Origin of the sequence: Halorubrum coriense DSM 10284, from assembly GCF_000337035.1 — an archaeon.
In the GTDB taxonomy this organism is placed as follows: Archaea; Halobacteriota; Halobacteria; order Halobacteriales; family Haloferacaceae; genus Halorubrum; species Halorubrum coriense.
This window is the reverse complement of sequence record NZ_AOJL01000036.1, coordinates 131,511-152,512: the sequence shown is the minus strand read 5'-3', so window position 1 is coordinate 152,512 and position 21,002 is coordinate 131,511. Positions and strand designations below refer to the sequence as shown.

The 21,002-nt window shown below is 68.9% G+C and carries 17 protein-coding genes and 3 pseudogenes; 12 read left to right on the top strand and 8 right to left on the bottom strand.

The window, feature by feature from the left end:
- Together C464_RS09560 and C464_RS09555 are read right to left on the bottom strand one after the other, a co-directional pair.
- Positions 1–198 (bottom strand): annotated as a pseudogene (locus tag C464_RS09560) (hypothetical protein); the annotation flags it as partial.
- 392 nt (positions 199–590) lie between these two features.
- Positions 591–1,274 carry a sensor domain-containing protein gene (locus tag C464_RS09555; RefSeq protein ID WP_006113486.1) on the bottom strand — a complete coding sequence of 228 codons (684 nt, stop codon included), beginning with the start codon at positions 1,272–1,274 and terminating at the stop codon, positions 591–593.
- A gap of 84 nt (positions 1,275–1,358) precedes the next feature.
- Between C464_RS09555 and C464_RS19860 the strand changes: the two genes are divergently transcribed.
- The 4 genes from C464_RS19860 to glmU all read left to right on the top strand — a co-directional run bounded on the left by C464_RS19860 (position 1,359) and on the right by glmU (position 4,500).
- Positions 1,359–1,481 (top strand): hypothetical protein, encoded by a 123-nt coding sequence (locus C464_RS19860; protein WP_275039719.1) that lies wholly within the window; start codon positions 1,359–1,361, stop codon positions 1,479–1,481.
- The gene (locus C464_RS09550; RefSeq protein WP_006113485.1) at positions 1,478–1,750 is read left to right on the top strand and encodes a DUF7521 family protein; all 273 of its coding nucleotides are present in this window, start codon (positions 1,478–1,480) and stop codon (positions 1,748–1,750) included. Before C464_RS19860 ends, C464_RS09550 begins: the two co-directional genes overlap by 4 nt.
- A gap of 147 nt (positions 1,751–1,897) precedes the next feature.
- A complete protein-coding gene (gene glmM / locus C464_RS09545) occupies positions 1,898–3,238 on the top strand; it encodes a phosphoglucosamine mutase (RefSeq protein ID WP_006113484.1) in 1,341 nt (446 codons plus the stop codon).
- Between the two features lie 53 nt (positions 3,239–3,291).
- The gene (gene glmU, locus C464_RS09540; protein WP_006113483.1) at positions 3,292–4,500 is read left to right on the top strand and encodes a bifunctional sugar-1-phosphate nucleotidylyltransferase/acetyltransferase; all 1,209 of its coding nucleotides are present in this window, start codon (positions 3,292–3,294) and stop codon (positions 4,498–4,500) included.
- Between the two features lie 39 nt (positions 4,501–4,539).
- On the opposite strand, the pseudogene C464_RS09535 reads toward glmU, so the two are convergent.
- Positions 4,540–6,551: pseudogene (locus tag C464_RS09535) on the bottom strand (hypothetical protein).
- On the opposite strand from C464_RS09535, the gene C464_RS19980 reads away from it, so the two are divergent.
- Together C464_RS19980 and C464_RS09530 are read left to right on the top strand one after the other, a co-directional pair.
- Positions 6,435–6,767: a hypothetical protein gene (locus C464_RS19980; RefSeq protein WP_006113481.1), complete on the top strand. Its 333-nt coding sequence runs from the start codon at positions 6,435–6,437 to the stop codon at positions 6,765–6,767. The pseudogene C464_RS09535 and the gene C464_RS19980 overlap by 117 nt on opposite strands.
- Before the next feature lie 106 nt (positions 6,768–6,873).
- Positions 6,874–8,037: a sensor histidine kinase gene (locus C464_RS09530; protein ID WP_006113480.1), complete on the top strand. Its 1,164-nt coding sequence runs from the start codon at positions 6,874–6,876 to the stop codon at positions 8,035–8,037.
- A gap of 74 nt (positions 8,038–8,111) precedes the next feature.
- On the opposite strand, the pseudogene C464_RS09525 reads toward C464_RS09530, so the two are convergent.
- Positions 8,112–10,068: pseudogene (locus C464_RS09525) on the bottom strand (glycosyltransferase family 2 protein).
- Between the two features lie 61 nt (positions 10,069–10,129).
- Positions 10,130–10,486 carry a HEAT repeat domain-containing protein gene (locus tag C464_RS19640; protein ID WP_239640218.1) on the bottom strand — a complete coding sequence of 119 codons (357 nt, stop codon included), beginning with the start codon at positions 10,484–10,486 and terminating at the stop codon, positions 10,130–10,132.
- Between the two features lie 32 nt (positions 10,487–10,518).
- Between C464_RS19640 and C464_RS19635 the strand changes: the two genes are divergently transcribed.
- On the top strand, positions 10,519–10,845 hold the full coding sequence (locus C464_RS19635; RefSeq protein WP_239640217.1) for a hypothetical protein: 327 nt from the start codon (positions 10,519–10,521) through the stop codon (positions 10,843–10,845).
- A gap of 406 nt (positions 10,846–11,251) precedes the next feature.
- On the opposite strand, the gene C464_RS09515 is transcribed toward C464_RS19635, so the two are convergent.
- A complete protein-coding gene (locus C464_RS09515; RefSeq protein WP_006113478.1) occupies positions 11,252–11,632 on the bottom strand; it encodes a response regulator transcription factor in 381 nt (126 codons plus the stop codon).
- 93 nt (positions 11,633–11,725) lie between these two features.
- On the opposite strand from C464_RS09515, the gene C464_RS09510 reads away from it, so the two are divergent.
- Together C464_RS09510 and glmS are read left to right on the top strand one after the other, a co-directional pair.
- Positions 11,726–12,901, top strand: coding sequence for a sugar phosphate nucleotidyltransferase (locus C464_RS09510; RefSeq protein ID WP_080510422.1), 1,176 nt, complete (start codon positions 11,726–11,728; stop codon positions 12,899–12,901).
- 2 nt (positions 12,902–12,903) lie between these two features.
- The gene (gene glmS / locus C464_RS09505) at positions 12,904–14,766 is read left to right on the top strand and encodes a glutamine--fructose-6-phosphate transaminase (isomerizing) (RefSeq protein WP_006113476.1); all 1,863 of its coding nucleotides are present in this window, start codon (positions 12,904–12,906) and stop codon (positions 14,764–14,766) included.
- Between the two features lie 18 nt (positions 14,767–14,784).
- Here glmS and aglM read toward each other — a convergent pair whose 3' ends face one another.
- Positions 14,785–16,107 carry a UDP-glucose 6-dehydrogenase AglM gene (gene aglM, locus C464_RS09500; protein WP_006113475.1) on the bottom strand — a complete coding sequence of 441 codons (1,323 nt, stop codon included), beginning with the start codon at positions 16,105–16,107 and terminating at the stop codon, positions 14,785–14,787.
- Positions 16,108–16,480: 373 nt separating this feature from the next.
- Here aglM and C464_RS09495 point away from each other — a divergent pair, with 373 nt between their 5' ends.
- From C464_RS09495 to C464_RS09485, 3 genes are all read left to right on the top strand, one after another.
- Positions 16,481–17,359, top strand: coding sequence for a TrmB family transcriptional regulator (locus tag C464_RS09495; protein ID WP_006113473.1), 879 nt, complete (start codon positions 16,481–16,483; stop codon positions 17,357–17,359).
- An 88-nt stretch (positions 17,360–17,447) separates the two neighbouring features.
- On the top strand, positions 17,448–18,596 hold the full coding sequence (locus tag C464_RS09490; protein ID WP_006113472.1) for an NAD-dependent epimerase/dehydratase family protein: 1,149 nt from the start codon (positions 17,448–17,450) through the stop codon (positions 18,594–18,596).
- Complete coding sequence (locus C464_RS09485; protein ID WP_049911018.1) at positions 18,589–19,566, top strand: NAD-dependent epimerase/dehydratase family protein; 978 nt, start codon at positions 18,589–18,591, stop codon at positions 19,564–19,566. The genes C464_RS09490 and C464_RS09485 overlap by 8 nt, the downstream gene beginning before the upstream one ends.
- Before the next feature lie 14 nt (positions 19,567–19,580).
- On the opposite strand, the gene C464_RS09480 is transcribed toward C464_RS09485, so the two are convergent.
- Positions 19,581–20,999: an oligosaccharide flippase family protein gene (locus tag C464_RS09480; RefSeq protein WP_006113470.1), complete on the bottom strand. Its 1,419-nt coding sequence runs from the start codon at positions 20,997–20,999 to the stop codon at positions 19,581–19,583.
- Between the last annotated feature and the right edge of the window lie 3 nt (positions 21,000–21,002).

Here is a 21,002-nt window from a genome sequence, read left to right as displayed (position 1 = left end):
CCCGCTCAGAGATGTGTATAAGAGACAGCCCTTGTACAGTCGGCCACCGGGCCAGAACCAGACTGACGGCTCGATATCGCGTTTCGCGACGAGGATGCCTTCCGTCGACTCGACGATCAACTCGACACAGGCTTGCGGCATCCGCTCGACGAATTGTGAGAATAGTTTCTCGGGAACACGCTCATCGTGGACGTCCATGGCTCGCGCTACATTGTCTAGACGACACTTATGAGTGTTTACCCGACGAGTGACAGGTAGCGGCTGGAGGGATTTCACCGGCGTGTGGATACGCCCTCTCCGAAGGGACTGTTCGACGCTCCGTCTCATCGGCGCGGACACGGACGGGTCCGACGCGATCCATTCGCTCGCCGTGCCGCCGTGGATCAGACAGATGTCGGCCCGAGCGCGGCCGCCGGGCCGCCGCGGCGGACGGGTCGGCGGCGAGGACAGTCTCGGCGGCGCTACGGATCTCGCCGTCGGTCGTCTACGGGTCGAACAGACCGCCGCAGCCCGCGAGGGCGGTCGCCAGTCCAGCACCGGCCGTACCAAGCAGTCGTCGCCGCGTCGACCCCGCGTCACCGGCCGGGCGGTCACGCATCGGTGACCTCTGCGGACCGCGCCGCACCGCCGAGCAGCGCGTCCGTGAGGAACCCGCCGAACCGGGCGAGGCCGTTGCTCACGTGAAGCGACACGAGGACGAGGAGGACGCCGAGGCCGGCCCCGGCGACCGCCTCGCGCAGCGTGTCGATCACGTACGGGCCGAACGTGTAGGTGACGCCGGGGGCGTCGTAGAGCGCCGGCGCGGCGAGGAGCGTCGCCGACACCGCGAACGCGGTGACGAGCGCGGTGAACGCGACGACGCCGTAGACGAACTTGAGCCCGACGAGCAGCAGCCCGGTCCACGTCGTCGGCGCGGTGAGGACCCGCTTCGTCGTGCCGATCGTTTCCTCGACCGACCCGAAGGCGAGTTCGACCTCCCCGGCGTCGGCATCGACATCGACGTCGAGGAGGTAGTCGGCGAGCCGCCGCTCGAAGGAGCCGATCCCGAGGGTCACGAGCAGCGTCGCGATGACGATCGGGACGCCCGCGAACGTGACGAGGAGCCCGAGCCCCGTCGAGAGGCCGGTCGTGACGACGGTGAAGTAGGCGATGCCCAGCGGGAACGCCAGCAGCAGGTACGCCAGGTTGCGATACGTCTGCGCGTCGAACGGCACACCGAGGAAGCGCGCGAGCGCCTCGCTCGGCGAGCGTGGAGACCAGCTGTGGTCACTCATGCTGTACTCTCCGCTTGTCGCCGAGTTCACATATACCGAGTTCAGCGCTGCTGAGCCGGCAACGCCACCAAAGATATAAATACGATGTTCTCGTTCCGGCTGGCGTTCGGCAACGTCGCGTGGGTGACGGCCACCGAGCGGACCGTGGTCGTGACCGCGAGCAAGCTCTGCGGGCTCCTGCTCGTCCTCGGGGTGGTTCACCGGTGACGCTCTCGCTCGTGGCGACCGGCGGCGGCGTCGCGACCGCCTGCCTCGGGGCGTACGTCTCGTTCCTCGCCTACGACGGGAGCCGCCGGAACGGGAGCCGGACGATGCTGCTGCTCGCCGTCGGCGTCGCCTGTATCGCGGTGGTGCCGTACGTCGTCGCGTGCGGCGTGACGCCACTGTTCGGGCTCTCCGACGCCGCGACCGTGTTCGGCGTCACGATGGCGCATCTCGTCGGGCTCGGCGCGCTGGCGCGGTCGGTGACGGACTGACCGCAACCTCGACGCCGACGACGGCCCGGAGTTCGGTCCCAATAGCGGGCGCGGCGGCGACCGCTCTGAGTCGTTCTGACGCCGACCCCCGTCCCGATGCCACCCGCCGTCCCGAACCATCTTTGCGGTGGCCGGTGATCGAGAGGTATGTTCGGCACCAGCGGCGTTCGCGGCCCGGTCGGCGACGAGGTCACGGCGGCCCTCGCGCTCGACGTGGGGCGCGCGCTCGCGACGGACGGCGCGGGGACGGTCGTGGTCGGGCGCGACGCCCGCGACAGCGGAGCGATGCTCACCCGGGCGCTCACCGCGGGGCTCACCGAGTGCGGGAGCGACGTGATCGACGTCGGCGTCGAGGCGACCCCGACGGTGGCGCGGGCGGTCTCTCGCGAGGGCGCGGACGCCGGCGTCGTCGTCACGGCCTCGCACAACCCGGCCCCCGACAACGGGATCAAGCTCTGGACGGCGTCCGGGCGCGCGTTCGACGAGGCGCGGAACGACCGGATCGCCGATATCGTCGAGATGGCGGCGTTCGAGTTCGCCGGCCACGACGGGATCGGAACGGTCGAGGAGCGCGAGGCGACGGTCGGCGGCGACGCCAGACGCCGCCACGAGCGCGCCCTCCGCCAGACCGTCCCGATCCCGGACGACCTCTCGGTCGTCGTCGACCTCGGGAACGGCGTCGGACGCGTCACCGCCGACGCGCTCCACGCCGCCGGCTGCGACGTCGAGACGCTCAACGGCCAGCGCGACGGCCGGTTCCCGGGCCGCCCGAGCGAGCCGACCGCGGCGAACTGCGAGACCGCCTGCGAGGTGGTGGCGGCGACCGACGCCGACCTCGGGCTCGTCCACGACGGCGACGCAGACCGGCTGATGGCGATCGACGAGCGCGGGCGGTTCGTCGCCGGCGACGCCCTGCTCGCGCTGTTCGCGCGCCGCGAGGCCGAGCCGGGCGACCGCGTCGCGGTCCCGGTCGACACGAGCCTCCTCGTCGCCGACGCGCTCGGCGAGGTCGACGCCGCGGTGACGTACACGCCCGTCGGCGACGCGTACGTGGCCGCGGAGGCGGCGAAGCCGGGCGTCGCCTTCGGCGGCGAGCCGAGCGGCGCGTGGATCTGGCCGGACCGGACGCTCTGTCCCGACGGCCCGCTGGCGGCGTGTATCCTGACCGCGCTCGTCGGCGCGGCGGGGTCGCTGGCGCGGCTCGTCGACGACCTGCCCGAGTACCCGATCCGCCGCGACTCCGTGCGCACGGGGCGGAAGGCGGCGATCGTCGAGCGCGTCGGCGAGGTCGCGGCCGCCGAGTACGACGACGTGTCGACGCTCGACGGCGTCAGAGTCGAGACGGACGCGGGCTGGTTCCTCGTGCGCGCGAGCGGGACCGAGCCGCTGGTGCGGATCACGGCCGAGGCGCGCGACGAGGCCGACGCCGACGCGCTCTTCGAGACGGCCCGGGGGCTCGTCGACCGGGCCGACGCGGGCGGCGACTGAATCCCCGGACCCGACCGCAGTCAATAAGCCCCGGCCCGCCGTCGGCTCCGCACATGTACGGAGTCGTGCTCGCGGCCGGCCGCGGGACTCGGATGCGACCGCTGACGGACCGCCGCCCGAAACCGCTGCTCCCGGTGGGTGACCGCTCGCTGCTCGAACGGGTGTTCGAGACGGCCCGCGACGTGGTCGACGAGTTCGTCGTCGTGACCGGCTACCGCGGCGAGGCGATCCGCGAGGCGATCGGCGAGTCGTACCGCGACCGCCCGGTCCACTACGTCGAACAGGCCGAGGCGCTGGGGACGGCCCACGCCGTCGCGCAGGCCGAACCGGTCGTCGACGACGACTTCCTCGTGCTCAACGGCGACGTGCTCGCGGACGCCTCGCTCCCACGCGCGCTCGCCGAGGCGGGCGCGCCGGCCGTCGCGGCCACCGAGGTCGAGGACCCCCGGGCGTACGGCGTGTTCTCGGTCGACGGCGACGGCTCGCTCGCCGGGATCGTCGAGAAGCCGGCCGACCCGCCGACGAACCTCGCGAACGTGGGCTGTTACGCGTTCGAGCCGGAGGTGTTCGAGTACATCGAGGACACCCCCGAGAGCGAGCGCGGCGAGTACGAGATCACGACGACGATCGACCGCCTGCTCGGCGACGGCCGGCGGATCGCGGTCGCGAACTACGACGGGACGTGGCTCGACGTCGGCCGCCCGTGGGAGCTGTTGGCGGCGAACGAGCTCGCGCTCGACGCGCTCGACGAGGGGACCGAGATCGCCGGCGCGGTCGAGGAGGGCGTCCACCTCCACGGCTCGGTCGTCGTCGAGGCGGGCGCGCGAGTGCGATCCGGCGCGTACGTCGAAGGGCCAGTCCTGATCCGCGAGGGCGTCGACGTGGGACCGAACGCCTACCTCCGCGGGCCGACCGTGGTGGGGCCGGACGCCCACGTCGGCCACTCCGTCGAGGTGAAGAACTCGGTGCTGATGGCCGACGCGTCGGTCGGTCACCTGTCGTACGTCGGCGACTCCGTGCTGGGTCGCGGCGTGAACTTCGGCGCGGGGACGAACGTCGCCAACCTGCGCCACGACGGCGAGAACGTCCGGCTTACGGTGAAGGGCGACCGCGTCGACACCGGCCGCAGAAAGCTGGGCGCGATCGTCGGCGACGGCGCGAAGACCGGCATCAACACCGCGTTGAACGCCGGCGTCAAGCTCGGGGCCGGCGAGATCACGGGGCTCGGCGAGTCGCTGACGCGGGATCGGCCCCCAGAATAGCAGTCTTCGCCGCCGGCCGCGACAGGCGCGCCCGGTGCGTCACTCCCGATCCGCGTAGCGCCCGAACGTGTCGCCGACGATCCGCCCCGACTCCTTGAGCCGCTCCGTGTACGCCGGCCGGTCCCACGTCGGCGGCGCGAACCGAAGCAACCGGATTCGACCGCCTGACACGCCGGGAACCGCGTGCGTGAGGTTCGTCTCGGCGTCGAGTTCGGCGGCCGTCCCGTCCGCGCCGGCCGGGGCGTAGGAGGCCGCGGCGACGTCGATCGCCTCGAACGTCTCGTGGGCGTCGAGCCCCTCGCTCCAGAAGTCGCCCAGCCGGCGGCGACTGGGGTCCGCGACGTTGAGCAGCAGCCACGGGAGCCGGACCTCGACCGCGTCGGTCGCCGGCGAGACGTGGACGTCCGCGAGCGAGTCGAACGCGTCTGCCTCCGGGTTGCCGTTCCCGTAGCGGAGCGTCCCCGTCTCGACGGACTCGAAAGGGACCCGCTCGTCGGTCGGCGGGACGGTGTACCCGCGGCTGACGACCGTCCGGATCGGGGCGAACGCGCCCGGTTCCGGGTCCCGGTAGGCGTCGAGGTCGAGGCCGGCCTCCGCGCCGTACTGGTAGGCGAACTTGTCGTACTGCGGGCGGACGGTCGCCCGCGAGTCGCCCGGACCGCCCAGTCGCACGCAGAAGTCGGCCGGTGCCGCGGCGTCGACGCCGTACGGGAGCGCGCGAGCGCCCCGGTCGGTGACGCCGACGGCGAGCAGGTAGTTGGTCGCGTCCCAGTCGACGCCGCCGTCGAGGGCGTCCAGTTCGATTCTGATCGAGAGGTACGCGGCGTCGCTCGTGACGCGGAGCCCGGTCAGCTCGCGGCTCGCGTCCGCGCCGTCGCGGAGCCGGACGGGGTCGCGCTCGGGTGTCGCGGCGGTCGCGTCCGCCCACGCCCCGGCGGAGCCGTCGAGGGGGACGGCCCCCTCCGGGTCGAACGTCAGGAGGCCGAAGCGCTGCTCCGGGCTCTGGACGTTCGACCAGTGGGGGCGGCGGTCGGGGTCGGAGAAGTCGTCGAGGTTCCACGTCCGCTTGAACCACTCGTCGTGCCAGCTGAAGGCGATCCCGCCCGCCGCGTCTGCCTCGCGGACGTCCTCGTACATCGCGGCGAAGATCTCGCCCTGTTCGGTCTCGGTGTGGCCGCCGTGGTCGCGGCCGTGAACGTCTCGCTGGGCGACACCGCGCGAGGCGGGGACGCCGAACTCCGCGACGAGCAGCGGGTGGTCGGTCGCGCCGACGAGGTCGTTCAGGTAGCCGGCGTAGCTGTTCGGCTCGCCGCGGTGGTCGGTGTAGTTCGCGTACGCCGGCGTCTCGTTCAACAGCGGCGGGTAGTATGGGTAGACGTGGTACGCGGCGAACGTGCCCGCGTCGTACGCGTCGGTGGCGGCGACCGCGTCGGGGTCGACGGCGACGAACGGCTCGTAGGGGTGATCGAGCGGGTCGGTCGTCACCCAGTTGGTGAACGCCGCCGGGCGCTGGGCGTCGTACTCGCGCGCCTCGTACCCGACCGCGGCGTCGAGTCGGGCGGCGAGCCACGACTCGAACCCCGGAGCGTCCGGCGCTGCGAGGTACTCGCCGTCGTAGCCGGGCGCGTCCGCCGCGCGGTTCGTCTCGGCGACGACCGCGGGCGGCCACTCGATGCCGACGACGTAGCCGAGGACGGCGTCGCCGACGTCCGCGTCGTACGTCCCGCTCGCGTAGCCCGGGCGGGGTTCGACCGTCGTCGCGCCGTGGACGGCGTCGACGACCCGCCGCATCGAGCGGTCAAAGGCGTCCGACAGCGAGGCGGCGTCGCCCGCCTCGCGGAGCGTCTCCTCGCCGATCCAGTTGCCGTGGAGGACGTAATCGGCTCGGCGTGCGACCGGTTGTACGCCGCGAGCGCCCGGTAGAACGCGGGCGGGTGGACGGTGTACACGCGGACGACGTTGACGTTCAACTCGCCCATCAGCCCGAGCCACCGGTCGTACTCGGCGCGGGTGATCGCGGCCTCGCCCGGGAACCGCCCGGACTTGCCCATCCCGAGGTTCACGCCGCGCACGGAGAACGGGGCGAACGCGCCGCCGTCGACCGCGACTTCGAACCCGTCGTCGCCGATCCGAAAGCGGCGCGACGGCCCGTCGGCGTCGCCTCCCTGTCCGGACTGATCGTCGCCGCGAAAGCCGCAACCGGCGGTGCCGACCGCGCCGGCGACTCCGACGCGGCCGAGGAATCGGCGTCTACGCACACCAATTAGTGCGGACAAAGCGGGATAAGCCTGTCTTAACCCGGCGGCAGCGGTCGAACTCGCAGCTTTATGCGTCGACCGCGCGAACTACCGGTAATCCGGAGTTACTCCACGCATGCCATCCGACACGGACCCTCCTGACCCGTTCAAGAGCCTGTTACAGCTGACCGCGTCCGAGCTCTCGCACGAGGAGCGGCTCCGCCGATCGATCGACGTCGGCCGGGAGTTCCTCGGCGTCGACAACGGCGTGCTCTCGTACACCGGTGACGGCCGCTACGAGGTGGTGGAGACCAACATCGAGAGCGGTCCGTACGCGCGGGAGGGCGTCGTCGACCTCGGCGGCACGTGGTGTCGACACGTCGTCGAGACGGGCGAGCCGCTCGCCTTCGTCGACGCGACAGCGACCGAGTACCGCGACGACGTGGCCGTGGACACGACGGGGCTCTCCTGTTACGTCGGCGCGGAGCTGACGGTGGACGGCGAGACGTACGGCACGCTCTGCTTCTCGGACGACGAGCCGCGGTCCGACCCGATCAGCGACGCCGAACGCGACTTCGTCACCGTGCTCGCCGAGTGGGTGAGCGCGGAGCTCGAACGCCAGAAGCACTACGCCGAGCTGCGCGCGCAGAACGACCGCCTCGACGAGTTCGCCGAGATCGTCGCCCACGACCTCCGGAACCCGCTTGCGGGCGCGATTGGGTTCACCGAGCTCGCGCAGGACGCGGCCACCGGGCGTGTCGCCGAGTTCCTCTCGCGCGTTCGGGGATCGCTCGACCGCATGGAGTCGATGATAGCCGAGTGCCTGATCCTCGCGAAGGAGGGGGCGGACGTGGGCGAACGGACGCGGGTCGAGCTGGAACCCCTCGTCGAAGCGGCGTGGGAGACGGTCCGGACGCGCGACGCGACGCTCTCCGTCGACGTCGCGCCCGGCGCGACCGTCGTCGCCGACGAGATGCGCCTCCAGCGGCTCTTCGAGAACCTGTTCCGCAACAGCGTCGAACACTGCGGGCCGGGCGTGTCCGTGACCGTGACCGGCGACGACGACGGGTTCGCCGTCGCGGACGACGGTCCGGGTCTGCCCGAGGACGTCGAGGCGGCGCTCACCGCGGCCGACACGACGAACGTGAAGTCGTTCGGGCTCGGGCTGTTGGTCGTCCTGCGAGTCGTCTCTGGCCACGGCTGGGACCTCGCCGTCGAGAGCGACGGGGACGGCGCGCGCTTCGCGGTGTCGAACCTCAACGCCGCCGAGCGGGTCCCCCGCGGACCGGCCGACGACTGACGGTCGCGCGCCGCCGTCGACGCTCGGCGGCCGCACGGCGACGCGACCTCACGCGTCCCCGTCGCTCGGCGGCCTCACGCGCCGTCGGCGGCGCGCTCGGCCGCCTCCACGACCCAGACGAACCCCGCGTCGCCGGCCCCGACGTCGAAGTCCCGCACCCACACGAAGCCGCCGTCGCCCGCGCCGAGCGGCGGGTCCGCCGTCCAGACGAAGCCGCCGCCGCCCACCGCGTCGGCGAAGTCGGTCGTCGCCGTCACGCGCACTCCGTCCTCGCCGTCGCGGACGAGCGCGAAGCCCCCGTCGCCAGCGCCGAGCGACGGGTCCGTCGTCCAGACGAACCCCCCGTCGTCGTCGTCGCCGTCGCCGAAGTCGGCGGTCCAGACGAACCCGCCCTCGCCGACGCCGACCGTCGGGTAGACGACCGGAGCGAACCGCCCCGGCGTGCCGTCGCCCGCGACGCGGTCCAGCCACCGGACGCCGTCGGTCGCCGGCGCGTCGACGAGCCGGTCGACCCACACGAAGCCGCTGGCGGACGCGCCGGTCTCCGCTCGTGAGCCGGCCGTCTCCGCGCTCGCCGCCGCGCCAGCCGCGGCGTCCGTCGCCGCCGGCTCGGCGTCCGTGCCGAAGCCGCTGCGCTCCATCGCGCCCCACGACCGCTCGCCGCGGAGGAACTCGACGAGCCCGTGCCAGGCGACGATCGTCTTCCACTGGCGGTAGCCGAAGTTCTCCAAGACCCCGTACCAGAGGAGTCGGAGCACGTCCCGGGGCGACTCGTAGCGGTTGTAGCTCCACACCTCGCTGAACACGCCGAACCACGAGAGGAAGACCTCGACGCCGACGGTCAGGAGGAGGAACGTCAGGAAGAACTCGACGTTCAGGATCCCGAGGTACCACCCGAGCGGGAGCAGCACGTAGTCGAGTCCCTCGATCAGCGGGCCGAGCGCCTCCGCGGCGGTGAAGAACGGCAACACGACCGATCCGACGCGGCCGTATCGCCGCCTGAAGAACATCCGTCGGCTGGCGACGACCGTCTCGATCATCCCGCGGTACCAGCGGCGGCGCTGGCGGCCCAGCGACGCGAGCGACTCGGGCACCTCCGTCCACGCGACGGGTTCGGGGACGAACTCGATCCGGTAGTCCACGTCGGCGTCGGCGAGGTGTCGGTGGAGCCGGACGACGACGTCGAAGTCCTCGGTGATCGTGTCGTGGCGGTAGCCGCCGATCTCGCGGACCCGGTCGGTCCGAAACACGCCGAACGCCCCGGAGATGAGTATCAGCCCCTTCAGCCGCGCGAGGCCGAGCCGCCCCGAGTAGAACGCCCGCAGGTACTCCATCACCTGGACGCCGGCGAGCTCCGTCTTCGGGAGGTTCACCTCCTTGACCTGCCCGTCCTGGACGACGCACTCGTTGGCCACGCGGATCGTCCCGCCGCTGGCGACCGTGCGGGAGGGGTCCTCCAAGAACGGCGCGACCACGTCCAACAGCGCGTCGCGGTCGACCAGGGTGTCGGCATCGACCGCGCAGAACAGCTCCTGGTCGGTGAGCCAGACGCCGGCGTTGAGCGAGTCGCTCTTCCCGCCGTTCTCCTTGTCGACGACCAGCAGGTCCTCGTGGGTCGCGGAGCGGTAGACGCCCCGGATCGGCTCGGAGGGCACGTCGTAGGGCACCTCGGCGTCGACGGGGCGGAGGGCGAACGCCTCCCGGAGCCGGTCGAGGGTGGCGTCCGACGAGCCGTCATTGACGACGACGATCTCTTGATCGGGATAGTTGAGCGCAAGCATCGAGCGCACGCTCTCGACGATGGTCGCCGCCTCGTTGTACGCCGGGACGACCATGGCGACGCCGGGATAAAACGGGCTGTCGAACGGCCGGAACGAGGGTCCCACTCCGACTCGCGGACGCTGTCGCGGAGCTGTAACAGCGCCAGCACGTGGATCAGCAGGTAGCTGACGTGGATCAGCAGGTAGTACGTGACGATGAAACGCCCGACCCGACGACCAGCGTCGTCCCGACGGTCTCGAGGGTCGTCATCCGCGCGCCTCCTCGAAGAGCCGCTCGCGGTCCCGCGAGCCGGCCGCGCGTGTTCGAGCGCCTACGCGTACGCGGCCTCGAAGGGTTCCGTCGGCGCCGCGAGGCCTCCCGCCTCGTCGGGCGTCCCGTCGCCCGCGAACGGCTCTCGACCCTCGACGAGCGTCTCCGCGGCCGCCACCTGCGCCCGGGCGTCCGACTCGGACGGCGCGGCGGCCTCGATCGCCGCGACCGCGTCGGCGTCGCCCCACACGCCGAGCGCTCGGTACGCTTCCGCGCGGACCGTCGGCGCGGGGTCGTCGCGGATCGCGTCGAGGTCGATCCCGTCGCGCAGCCGGCGGTTCCAGCCGTACGCGCCGAGCGCCCGCCACGCCGCCGGCCGTACCCCCGGTCCGGGCTCGACAGCGCGCCGACGACCCACGAGAGGTCCGCGCCGCCGACGACGGTGGTGAGGTGTCGCACCACGAGCAGCGCCTGTCGCTGGAGCGCCGGCTCCCACGCGTCGAAGTCGGCGGCCGCCCGCTCGAAGAACGGCGTCGGGTTCCCTCGGCGACGCGGTACAGCGTGTCGACGCCGAACACCGAGAACGGCGCGGGGTCGTCGCAGAGGAGCAGGTCGACGCCGGTCGTCGCGACGTCGTCGGTCCGGGCCGCGTACAGCGCCCGGGCCGCCGCGGAGCGCTCGCGCGGCGTGTCGGTACAGTGCGCCTCCAGCAGCGACCGGTCCGGCGCGTCGCGGAGGAGCGCGAGCCACACCAGCGCGTGGATCCGGGCCCAGTAGTCGTCGCCGGCGATCGCCTCCCGTGCGCGCTCGGGGACGCTGAGCGACGCCCCGAGGTCGGCGAGCGCGTCGGCGTCGCGCCCCTCAAGCTGCCGGAGGTAGACGTCGAGCAGCGACTCGAGCTCGCCGCGCTCGGCGGCCGAGAGGCCGGCGACACACCGTTCCCACGCCGGCTCCCCGGAGCCGTACAGCCGGTCGAGGAGGCCGGACCGGAGGTCGGCCCGCATCGGCGTGCGCCGTCGCCGGCGGCGCGCGGCGCGTACCGAGTAGCCGAGGGTGACCACTGCCGCGGCGACGAGCAGCGACCCCAGCACGACGACGCCGAGCGTGAGCGGCCACGAGACCGACACCTGAAGCGGTCCCCCGCTCACCGCGCCGCCGCAGGGTCCCGGTGGCGCGGCCACGGTTACGCCTCGAGGAGCCGATCGACGCGCGTGAGCAGCTCGGTCGGGCTGAACGGTTTCGTGAGGTACTCGTCCGCGCCGGCGTTCAGCCCCTCCAACACGTCGTCCTCCTGGCCGCGCGAGGTGAGCATCATGACGGGGACTTCGGGGTCGACCGCGAGCTCGCCGCGGCGGATCGCCCGGGGGACCTGAGTGCCCTTCAGCCGCGGCATCATCACGTCGAGGACGACGACGTCGGGCGTACTGGCGGGGCCGTCCAGCGCCTGCCGGCACTCCTCGCCGTCGTGGCACGCCGTCAGCTCGAACCCGGCGTTCGACAGCTTGTACTGGAGGATCGACCGGATCGTCTCGTCGTCGTCGGCGATGACGGCCGATTTTGTCACGTCCCTTATATAGTCGCAAACGTGCTTTACTGTGTCTGTGTGCGGTCGGCGTTCCGCGAGCGATTTAAACCGCGGGCGGGCGACGTTCGAGGCATGAGAAGTGACTCCGTGACCGCGGTGATCCTCGCCGCCGGCGAGGGGCGGCGGCTCGCGCCGCTGACGAACCGGCGGCCGAAGCCGATGGTCCCCGTGGCGAACCGGCCGCTGCTCGAACATGTCGTCGAGGCCGTCGCGGCCGCGGGCGTGGACCGCGTCGTACTCGTCGTCGGCTACGAGCAGGAGCGCATCCGGAACCACTTCGGCGACGGCGACGACTGGGGCGCGACGATCGAGTACGTCGAGCAGTCGACCCAGCTCGGCACCGGCCACGCCGTGTTACAGGCCGAACCGGTCGTCGACGGACCGTTCGTCGTGCTCAACGGCGACCGGATCGTCGACCCGGAGGTCGTCACGCAGCTCTGCGACCGCGCCCGCGAGGAGGACCTCCCCGCGATGTCGGTCACGACCGCCGCGAACCCGCGCCAGTACGGCGTGGTGACGCTCGACGGCGACCGCGTCACCGACATCGAGGAGAAGCCCGAGGGCGCGGTCGAGACGAACCAGATCAACGCCGGCGTCTACGCCTTCTCGCCGGCCGTCTTCGACGCGATCCGCGAGACGCACGCGACCGGCGAGCTCGCGATCACGGCGACGCTCGACCGCCTCGCGTCGGCCGAGCCGCTGTCGGCGGTCCGCTACGGTGGCCGCTGGCTCGACGTTTCGAACCTCTGGGACCTGCTGACGGTCAACGCGGCGCTGATCGGCGACGACGCCGGCGCGGGGATCGACGACGACGCGCTCGGCGAGTCCGTGACCGTCGCCGCCGACACCGCGCTGGCGGGCAACGTCCGGATCGGGTCGAACGTCACGATCGGCGGCAGCACCGCGGTCGGCAGCAACGCGACGATCGAGGCGGGGGCCGTCGTCGACAACGCCGTGATCTTCCCCGACGCCGTGATCGGCGCGGGGGCGGTGGTGCGCGACGCGATCGTCGCCGGCAACGCGCGGATCGGGGCGAACGCGACGGTTACGGGCGGACCGGCGACGGTCGTCGTCGGCGACGCGGTCCACCGCGGCGTGGAGCTCGGCGGCGTCGTCGGCGACAACGCGATCGTCGGCGGCGGCGCGACGCTCGCCGACGGCGCGGTCGTCGGAGATGACGTCGAGGCCGACGCAGGGGTCGTGATCGACGGACGAGTCGAGTCTGGCGCGGTCGTGCGGAGGGGGTAACCATGTGTGGAATCACCGGCTACGTCGGCGACGGCGTCGCGCTCGACGGGACCGACGGCGGGACCGACGACGACAGCGGCGCCCGCGTGGGCGACTTCGTCCACGAGGGGCTCCGCAACCTGGAGTACCGCGGCTACGACTCGGCGGGGATCGCGCTCGTCGGCGCGTCGAGCGGGCTGACGGTCGCGAAGCGGTCAGGCGAGGTCGCCAACCTCGCGGTGCCCGACGTGGCCGACGCGACGCTCGGGGTCGGTCACACGCGCTGGAGCACGCACGGGCCGCCGACGGACGCCAACGCCCACCCGCACACCGACTGCGACGGCGACGTCGCAGTCGTCCACAACGGCATCGTCGAGAACTACGCGGCGCTCAAAGCCGATCTGTCCGCCCACGAGTTCACGAGCGACACCGACACCGAGGTCATCCCCCATCTGATCGAGGAGGAACTCGCGGAGCGGTCGGGCGCGGGTGACCTCCTCGACGCCGTGCGGGCCGTCGAAGACCGGCTGGAGGGCAGCTACGCGATCTGTGCCGTCCGCGAGGGCGCCGACCGGATCGTCGTCGCGCGCCGCGGGAGCCCGCTCGTGTTGGGCCGGGGCGCGGACGCGACGTTCGTCGCCAGCGACGTGACGGCCTTCTTAGAACACACCCGCGACGTGACCTACCTCGAGGACGGCGACGTGGCGTCGCTGTCGGCCGACGGCGTCGAGGTCTACGCCGACGGCGACCTCGTCGACCGCGAGACCGAGACGGTGACGTGGGAGGCCGACGCCGCCGAGAAGGGCGGCTACGACCACTACATGCGCAAGGAGATCCACGAACAGCCGGAGTCGCTCCGGCAGACCATCGCCGGCCGGCTCGACGTCGACCGCGGTGAGGTCGACCTCGACGTCTCGTTCCCGCCGGGCTTCCTCGCCGACTTAGAGGAGATCCAGATCGTCGCCTGCGGCACCTCCAACTACGCGGGGCAGTACGCCGCGCGGCTGTTCGAGGAGCTGTCGGGCGTCCGCGCGACGGTCGACATCGCCAGCGAGTACGAATTCGGCGCGGGTCGCAGCCCGGACCGGACGCTCGTCGTCGCCGTGACCCAGAGCGGCGAGACGGCGGACACGCTCGGCGCGGTCCGGCGGGCGAACGCCGCCGGCGCGCGCACCTTCGCCGTGACGAACACCCTCGGGAGCACGGTCACGCGCGAGGTCGACGACACCGCGTTCATCCGTGCCGGCCCCGAGATCGGCGTGGCGGCGACGAAGACGTTCGCCTCGCAGGTGGCGACGCTCGCGATGCTCGCGGTGTCGATCGGCCGCGAGCGCGGCGCGCTGGCCGCGGCCGACGTGCGGCCCGTGTTAGAGGGGCTTCGGGACCTCCCGGGAGCGGTCCAGCAGGTGCTCGACAACGAGAACCGAGTGCGGGAGGCCGCGACCGAGTACGGCGACAGCGAGGCGTTCTTCTTCGTCGGGCGGAAGCTCGGCGTGCCCGTCGCGCTGGAGGGCGCGCTGAAGCTCAAGGAGATCTCCTACGACCACGCCGAGGGGTTCGCGGCCGGCGAGTTGAAACACGGTCCGCTGGCGCTGGTGACGCCCGACACGCCCGTGCTGGCTCTGTTGACCGAGGGCGGGCGCGCCGACGAGACGATGAACAACGTCACCGAGGCACAGACGCGGGGCGCGCCCGCGATCGGGTGTGTGTCGGCGGGCGACGAGTACGGGACGCTGGACGTCTCGCTGCCCGTGCCGGACGTGGGGGTCGCCGAGCCGCTCGTCGCGAACGTCTACCTCCAGCTGTTCGCCTACCACGTGGCGAACGACAAGGGGCGGTCGATCGACAAGCCGCGGAACCTCGCGAAGAGCGTCACCGTGGAGTGAGCGAGAGCGTTCCGTCGCTCACCAGGTCAGTCCCTCGTAGGTGATCCCGTCGCGGCGCTCGACGATTCGTCGGCCGTCGACGACGATCGGGGTCGCCATCGCGTCGAACTCCTCGTCGAGCGCCGCGAACTCGTCCCAGTCGGTGACGACGACCGCGCCGTCGGCACCGTCGAGCGCCGCCGCGGCCGACTCCGCGTAGGTCACGTCGTCGACGTAGTTCGGGGCGTTGTCGGCCGCGACCGGGTCGTAGGCGGTGACAGTCGCGCCGCGCTCCTGGAGGTCGTCGATAACCGGAATCGCGCGGGAGTTCCGCATGTCGTCGGTGCCGGGCTTGAACGCGAGGCCGAGGACGGCGATTTCGGCCCCGTCGAATCCGCTCTCGCGACGCTCGACAAGGTGGCCGGCCAGCAGCTCGACCAACCGCTCCGGCTGGCGGTCGTTGACCTCGACCACGGCGTTGAGCACTGCTGGGTCGTAGCCGGTGTCCTCGGCGGCCGCGACGATCGCGGCGACGTCTTTCGGGAAACAGCTGCCGCCCCACCCCACGCCGCTCTGGAGGAACTGCTCGCTGATCCGGTCGTCGAGGCCGATCGCGTCGGCGACCTCGTAGGCGTCGACGCCGAACTCCTTACAGATATTTCCGATGTCGTTGATGAGGCTGATCTTCGCCGCGAGGAAGCCGTTGTTGGCGTACTTGATCATCTCGGCGGTGCGCGTGTCGGTCTCGACGACCGGCGCGTCCGTCCCCTCGACGAGCGGGGCGAACACGTCGCGCATGTCTCCGAGCGCGCGGTCGTCGTCCGCGCCGAGGACGACCTTGTCCGGGTTCAGGAAGTCGTGGACCGCCGTCCCCTCGCGCAGGAACTCCGGGTTCATCCCGACGCCGAACCCCTCGCCGACCCTTTTATCGCTTTCTCTTTCAAGAATCGGCGTGATAGCGTCCGCCGTCGAGCCGGGGACGACCGTGCTCTTGACGACGACTGTGTGCCAGTCGGCCTTGTCGGCGAGCGTTTTCCCGAGTTGGCTCGCGCCTGCCTCGGTGATCGACAGGTCGATGCTGCCGTCGTCTTTCTGCGGGGTGGGGAGACAGAGGAACGTTACCTCGGTATCGCGGACGGCCGCGTAGTCGGTCGTCGCCTGAAGGCGGCCGGTTCCGTCTGGTCCGGCATGCTCGGCGATGAGCTCCGAGAGTCCCTCCTCGTGGATCGGGGCCTCGCCGGCGTTGATCGTCTCGACGACCGACTCGTCGATATCGATGTTCACCACGTCGTGGCCCAAATCGGCGAAGCAGGCGGCGACCGTCGTGCCGACGTAGCCGCTACCGACGATAGAGAGATCCATGTCGGGCCGTAATTCGCGGGGTGCGGTCAAGAAGGGTCGGATCGATGACGGACTGACAGATCATCTCTCTACTGTTCGCCGTGGCAGGCGATGGGATCTGGCGGGCCGTGTGCGTGTTCGCTCGGCGCGGCCAGCCCTCCACGTCGCCCGGAGCGGCAATGCCAGGGCTACTCGTCGTCTGGCTCCTCGTCGCGGCCTTCGGAAAGCCGCTCCCAGATCTCCGTACAGCCAGCGCCGTCGGGGACGTCAGCGAGGTGGGAGTCGTCGGAGGAACTTGAGTTACTCATGTTCTGAGTAACCGTATAGACGCTCACGTAATAACTGTTCCGACGCCACCAGTAGCTACTTACTGGCCCGACGACGACGCACGACCATGGCCGAGCCCGGAGCCGACCTCTTCTCGTTGCTCGATCTGACGGAGTACGAGGCCGAAGCGCTAGAGGAACTGCTACTGTTAGGACGGACGACGGCTCCGGATCTCGCCGAGGCCACGGGGATCCCGAAGGCGCGGATCTACGGCGTCCTCGACGCGCTCGCGGAAGCGGGATACGTGAAGATGATTCCCGGGCGTCCGAAGCGGTACGAGCCGCACGAGCCGGCGGCGATCGCCGAGCGCGCGGTCGAGAACCGGCGGCACGCCTACGAGCGGTTCCGCGAGGACGTGGAGGCCGTCGAGGAGGCGTTCGTCGAGGAGTACGCCCCGGTGCGGAACCGCGGCGTGGACGAACTCAGCCCGACCGAGGACCTGTTCCACGTCGTCGACGTCGGCGAGCCGAGCGAGCGCGAGACGCGACGGCTGTTCCGCGAAGCCGAGGAGGCGGTGTACGTGCTCTCGAAGAGCTTCGGCTACATCGACGCCGTCCGGCCGGCGCTTCGGGACGCCATCGACCGCGGCGTCTCCGTCGACGTCCTGTTGTTGAACCCGGCGTCGCTCTCGTCGGAGAACCGCCGCCGACAGGCGGAGATCCGCGCGTCGCTCGCCGAGTCGTTCCCCGCCGTCTCGGTCCGCGTCAGCGATCGCGAGTTACCGTGGCGCGGCACGTTCGCCGATCCGAGCCTCTCGTACGAGTCGGGGCAGGGGTTGTTGATGGTCGAACAGGAGGAGGTGCCGAACCACCATCGGCAGGCCGCCGTCACCGAGAACCCCTCCTTCGTGGCGGGGATGTGGCAGTACTTCGACCTGTTGTGGCGACACGAGAGCGTCCCCGCCGATCACGGGGGCGACGACGACGTAGGACACGACGCACGGTAGCCCGAGCGCCCGCGACGGGCACCGTCTCCTCACCGCGGAGGAACAACCGGAAAACATTTAGCAGCAGTTACTCAACATCTGAGTAACGATGACCGTACTCCTTACCGGTGCCGACGGCTACCTCGGCTGGCCGACCGCCCTGCGACTGGCCGACCGCCTCGACGAGCGGATCGTCTGCGTCGACGACTTCTCGCGGCGCGACTGGGTCGCCGAGTCGGGCAGCGTGTCGGCGACGCGGATCGACGGTCCCGAAGAGCGCTTTGGGCGCGTCGAGAACCTCAGCCTGATCGAGGGCGACCTCGCCGACCGCGACTTCGTCCTCCAGCTGTTGGACACGCACGAACCGGACACCGTGCTTCACGCGGCCGCCCAGCCGAGCGCGCCGTACTCGTCGATCAACGGCGAGCGCGCGCTGTACACCCAGCGCAACAACGTCTCAATGGCGCTGAACCTGCTCCACGGGCTCCACGAGACGGGGCTGTCGGACACCCACTTCATCGAGACGACGACGACCGGTATCTACGGCGCGCCCCACTTCCCGATTCCAGAAGGCGGGCTGGAGGTCGATCGGAAGGGCGGCTCCGACGAAGTGCCCTTCCCGGCGATGGGCGGCAGCTGGTACCACCAGACGAAGTCGTTCGACGCCGCGAACATGCGGCTCGCGGAGTCGCAGTTCGACTTCCCGATGAGCGAGGTGCGGACCGCGATCGTGTACGGTACCGAGACAGAGGAGACCCAAGCTCACGAGAGCCCGACGCGGTTCGACTTCGACTACTACTTCGGCACCGTCGTGAACCGGTTCTGCGCGCAGGCCGTTGCGGGATACCCGATCACGGTGTACGGCAAAGGCGAGCAGCGCAAGCCGATGGTGAGCCTCGAAGACACCGTCGAGAGTCTCGTGCGACTCGTCGAGCAGGGCCACTCCGACGAGGATGGCATCGACGTGTACAACCAAGTCACCCGGCCGGTTGCCATCGTCGAGCTCGCGGAGACGATCGCCGAGGTCGGCGACGAGTTCGACCTCAACGCCGAGGTGAAACACTACGAGAACCCGCGCAACGAGGACGAGGAACACAAGATGGAGATGGAGAACGAGCGGTTCCTCGAACTCGTCGGCGGCCAGCGCCAAGAGCTCGAAGCCGGGATCCGCGACGTCCTCGGGACGCTCGTCGAGGAGCAGGATCGGATCGCCGCCCACGAGGACCGGTTCCTGCCGGGCGTGCTAACCGATGAGTGAGTCAGATTCCGGGACGAACCCGACAATAGCGGTCACAGGTGCGGCTGGATACATCGGAAGTCGGATGATCGTCGAGCTGCGTGAGACTCACCCCGATTGGGAGTTGATCGCAATCGATAATATGTATCGTGGGCAGGTCGACGCGATCGGCGATATCGAGATCGAACACGTGGATATCAGAAACCGTGGGCGGTTGGAGGACGCGCTTGCGGGTGCGGACGTGGTCTGTCACCTCGCGGCACTGAGCGGAGTTGACGACTGCGAAGAAAACCCGGATCTGGCATATGACGTGAACGTGACGGGAACAAACAACGTGGCATGGTTCTGTCGGAAGACAGGCGCTGGGTTAGTGTTCCCGTTCAGTATGGCCGTACTTGGTGACCCAGAGGAATTCCCGATTACCGCCGACCAGCCGCGAGACCCGCTGAACTGGTACGGCCGAACGAAGCTACTTGGTGAGCGATCCATTCAAACCTTCGCGGACGGCGCGTTCCCGGCGCATTTGTTTCTTATCTCGAATCTGTACGGTGAACATGTTGTCGGTGATATGAGTATCGACAAGCCAACCGTTATCAACTTCTTCGTCAACCGAGCACTCGCTGACGCGACGCTAACGGTGTACGAGCCCGGAACCCAAGCACGTAATTTCGTTCACGTGAAAGACGTGGCACGGGCACACATCCGGAGCATGGAGCGGCTGTTAGAGCAGCTAGCGCGCGGCGAAACCGGAACCGAGACGTACGAAATTGCTGGAGAGGAAGACATGAGCGTGATGGAGGTTGCGGAGATTGTGCGGAAGGAAGCCGAAGAGGAGTTAGGCGCAGAAACTGACATCCAGTTGGTTAACAACCCACGTTCAAGCGAAACTGTAGTCGACCAGTTTGAGGTGGATATCTCAAGAGCAGCACAGAAACTCAATTGGAAACCGTCTGAGAATATTAAATCCTCTGTACGAGAAATCCTTCGTTGAAGACGAGCAGTACCCTAATTGAATGGATGGACTCTGTCCGGGGCATTATTTCGAACGATTGTTCTGAACCGGCGAGAGATTACCAACAATACCGCGAAATATATTAGCGCTCCAATCGGTATCAAGAAGAGACTTGGAACGAGTTCGTACGCTATGAACTCCGCACCTGCATAAATGAATATTCCCATAATGAATGCGGAAACCACCTGTTTTGAGACCTCAGCAATCGGAAATCTAAATTCTGTCAGTCGGACAAGCGCATCATAGGAAAGTAGGGCACCGAGCAGAGCCGAAACAGCCGTAGCGACCGCCGCGCCGATCCAACCATAGAGGTACACGAGAACGATATTAAGAACGATATTAGCAGTCACGAAAACGCCGTCAACCCTGAAGGTAACGTCCGGTCTGTTGATCGCATCGATGACGTTGGTGAACTGGGACTTATACGTCGAAATAAGTCGAGCGAGTATCAGTACAACCAGTACCACGTATCCCTGACGGAACTCGGCACTGTACACGGACAAAATGACCTCCCCAAGAACTGAACCACCAATGAGACCAGGAATGAGAAAGAGACCGGAGTAAGCGACACCAGTCTGTGCCAGATCAGCGACCTCTTCAGATGCCTCTTCGTCCAGACTACTTATCTCGGGGAACAGTGTTTGATTGATTGACACACCGAACACGGCGAGAACCGAAGCCACGTTCCATGCGATTTCGTAAATCCCGATCAGATCGGACGTGACGAAGAGGCCGAGGACGATCGTATCCATCGACGCGAGACTTCGGTTGCTAAAGTTGCCAATCCACGAATACTTCGCGTACGACCAGATTGATATGAAGTGACGCTTCTCAGGATATTCGAGCTTGGCGGCGACAAAGTAGATCCCGACGGTCGCTGCGATGACGCTCGCTACTATATACCCCAGAAATAACCCGAGTAGTTCGAATCCCAAGACGACGAGGGTAAGTTGTACGATCGTCCGAATAATTCGATCAAGAGGATTGAGGGCGCCTGCGACGTGCGCTAAGCCCTCACCAACCAACAGCGAGGTTATGAATCCGAAGAACGAACCTGACAGTAGTAGTACAATTAGAACTTCGATATTACTATACCCCGTGTATTCCTGTAGCGGTCCCCGAAACAGTAGAATAGACAACGACACGATGACGACGCTTGTGATCTGTATGAGAAGCCCAGCCGTGAGGAATTCACCCGGTTCGTCGGTTTCGCTGATGCGCTTGCTCACCGATCTGGTAATCCCCATCGTGGAGAACATCTTTACCCACGTCAACACGGCAATCACCAGAAAGTAGGTTCCCAAGGTATCGGCTCCTAGAACGCGAGCGAGAAAAATCGTCGCCAAGAATCCTGCTATCGTAGCAGCAAACTGCGATACAAAATGTATAACCGATTTCTGTCCGAGCTCCATCTC

Excerpts from the sequence above, each read along its gene's own strand:
- C464_RS19860 (WP_275039719.1), top strand. The coding sequence starts at position 1,359 with ATGTTCTCGTTCCGGCTGGCGTTCGGCAACGTCGCGTGGGTGACGGCC.
- glmS (WP_006113476.1), top strand. The coding sequence starts at position 12,904 with ATGTGTGGAATCACCGGCTACGTCGGCGACGGCGTCGCGCTCGACGGG.
- C464_RS09495 (WP_006113473.1), top strand. The coding sequence starts at position 16,481 with ATGGCCGAGCCCGGAGCCGACCTCTTCTCGTTGCTCGATCTGACGGAG.
- C464_RS09485 (WP_049911018.1), top strand. The coding sequence starts at position 18,589 with ATGAGTGAGTCAGATTCCGGGACGAACCCGACAATAGCGGTCACAGGT.
- glmU (WP_006113483.1), top strand. The coding sequence starts at position 3,292 with ATGTACGGAGTCGTGCTCGCGGCCGGCCGCGGGACTCGGATGCGACCG.
- C464_RS09480 (WP_006113470.1), bottom strand. The coding sequence starts at position 20,999 with ATGGAGCTCGGACAGAAATCGGTTATACATTTTGTATCGCAGTTTGCT.
- C464_RS09510 (WP_080510422.1), top strand. The coding sequence starts at position 11,726 with ATGAGAAGTGACTCCGTGACCGCGGTGATCCTCGCCGCCGGCGAGGGG.
- C464_RS09555 (WP_006113486.1), bottom strand. The coding sequence starts at position 1,274 with ATGAGTGACCACAGCTGGTCTCCACGCTCGCCGAGCGAGGCGCTCGCG.
- C464_RS09490 (WP_006113472.1), top strand. The coding sequence starts at position 17,448 with ATGACCGTACTCCTTACCGGTGCCGACGGCTACCTCGGCTGGCCGACC.
- C464_RS09530 (WP_006113480.1), top strand. The coding sequence starts at position 6,874 with ATGCCATCCGACACGGACCCTCCTGACCCGTTCAAGAGCCTGTTACAG.
- aglM (WP_006113475.1), bottom strand. The coding sequence starts at position 16,107 with ATGGATCTCTCTATCGTCGGTAGCGGCTACGTCGGCACGACGGTCGCC.
- glmM (WP_006113484.1), top strand. The coding sequence starts at position 1,898 with ATGTTCGGCACCAGCGGCGTTCGCGGCCCGGTCGGCGACGAGGTCACG.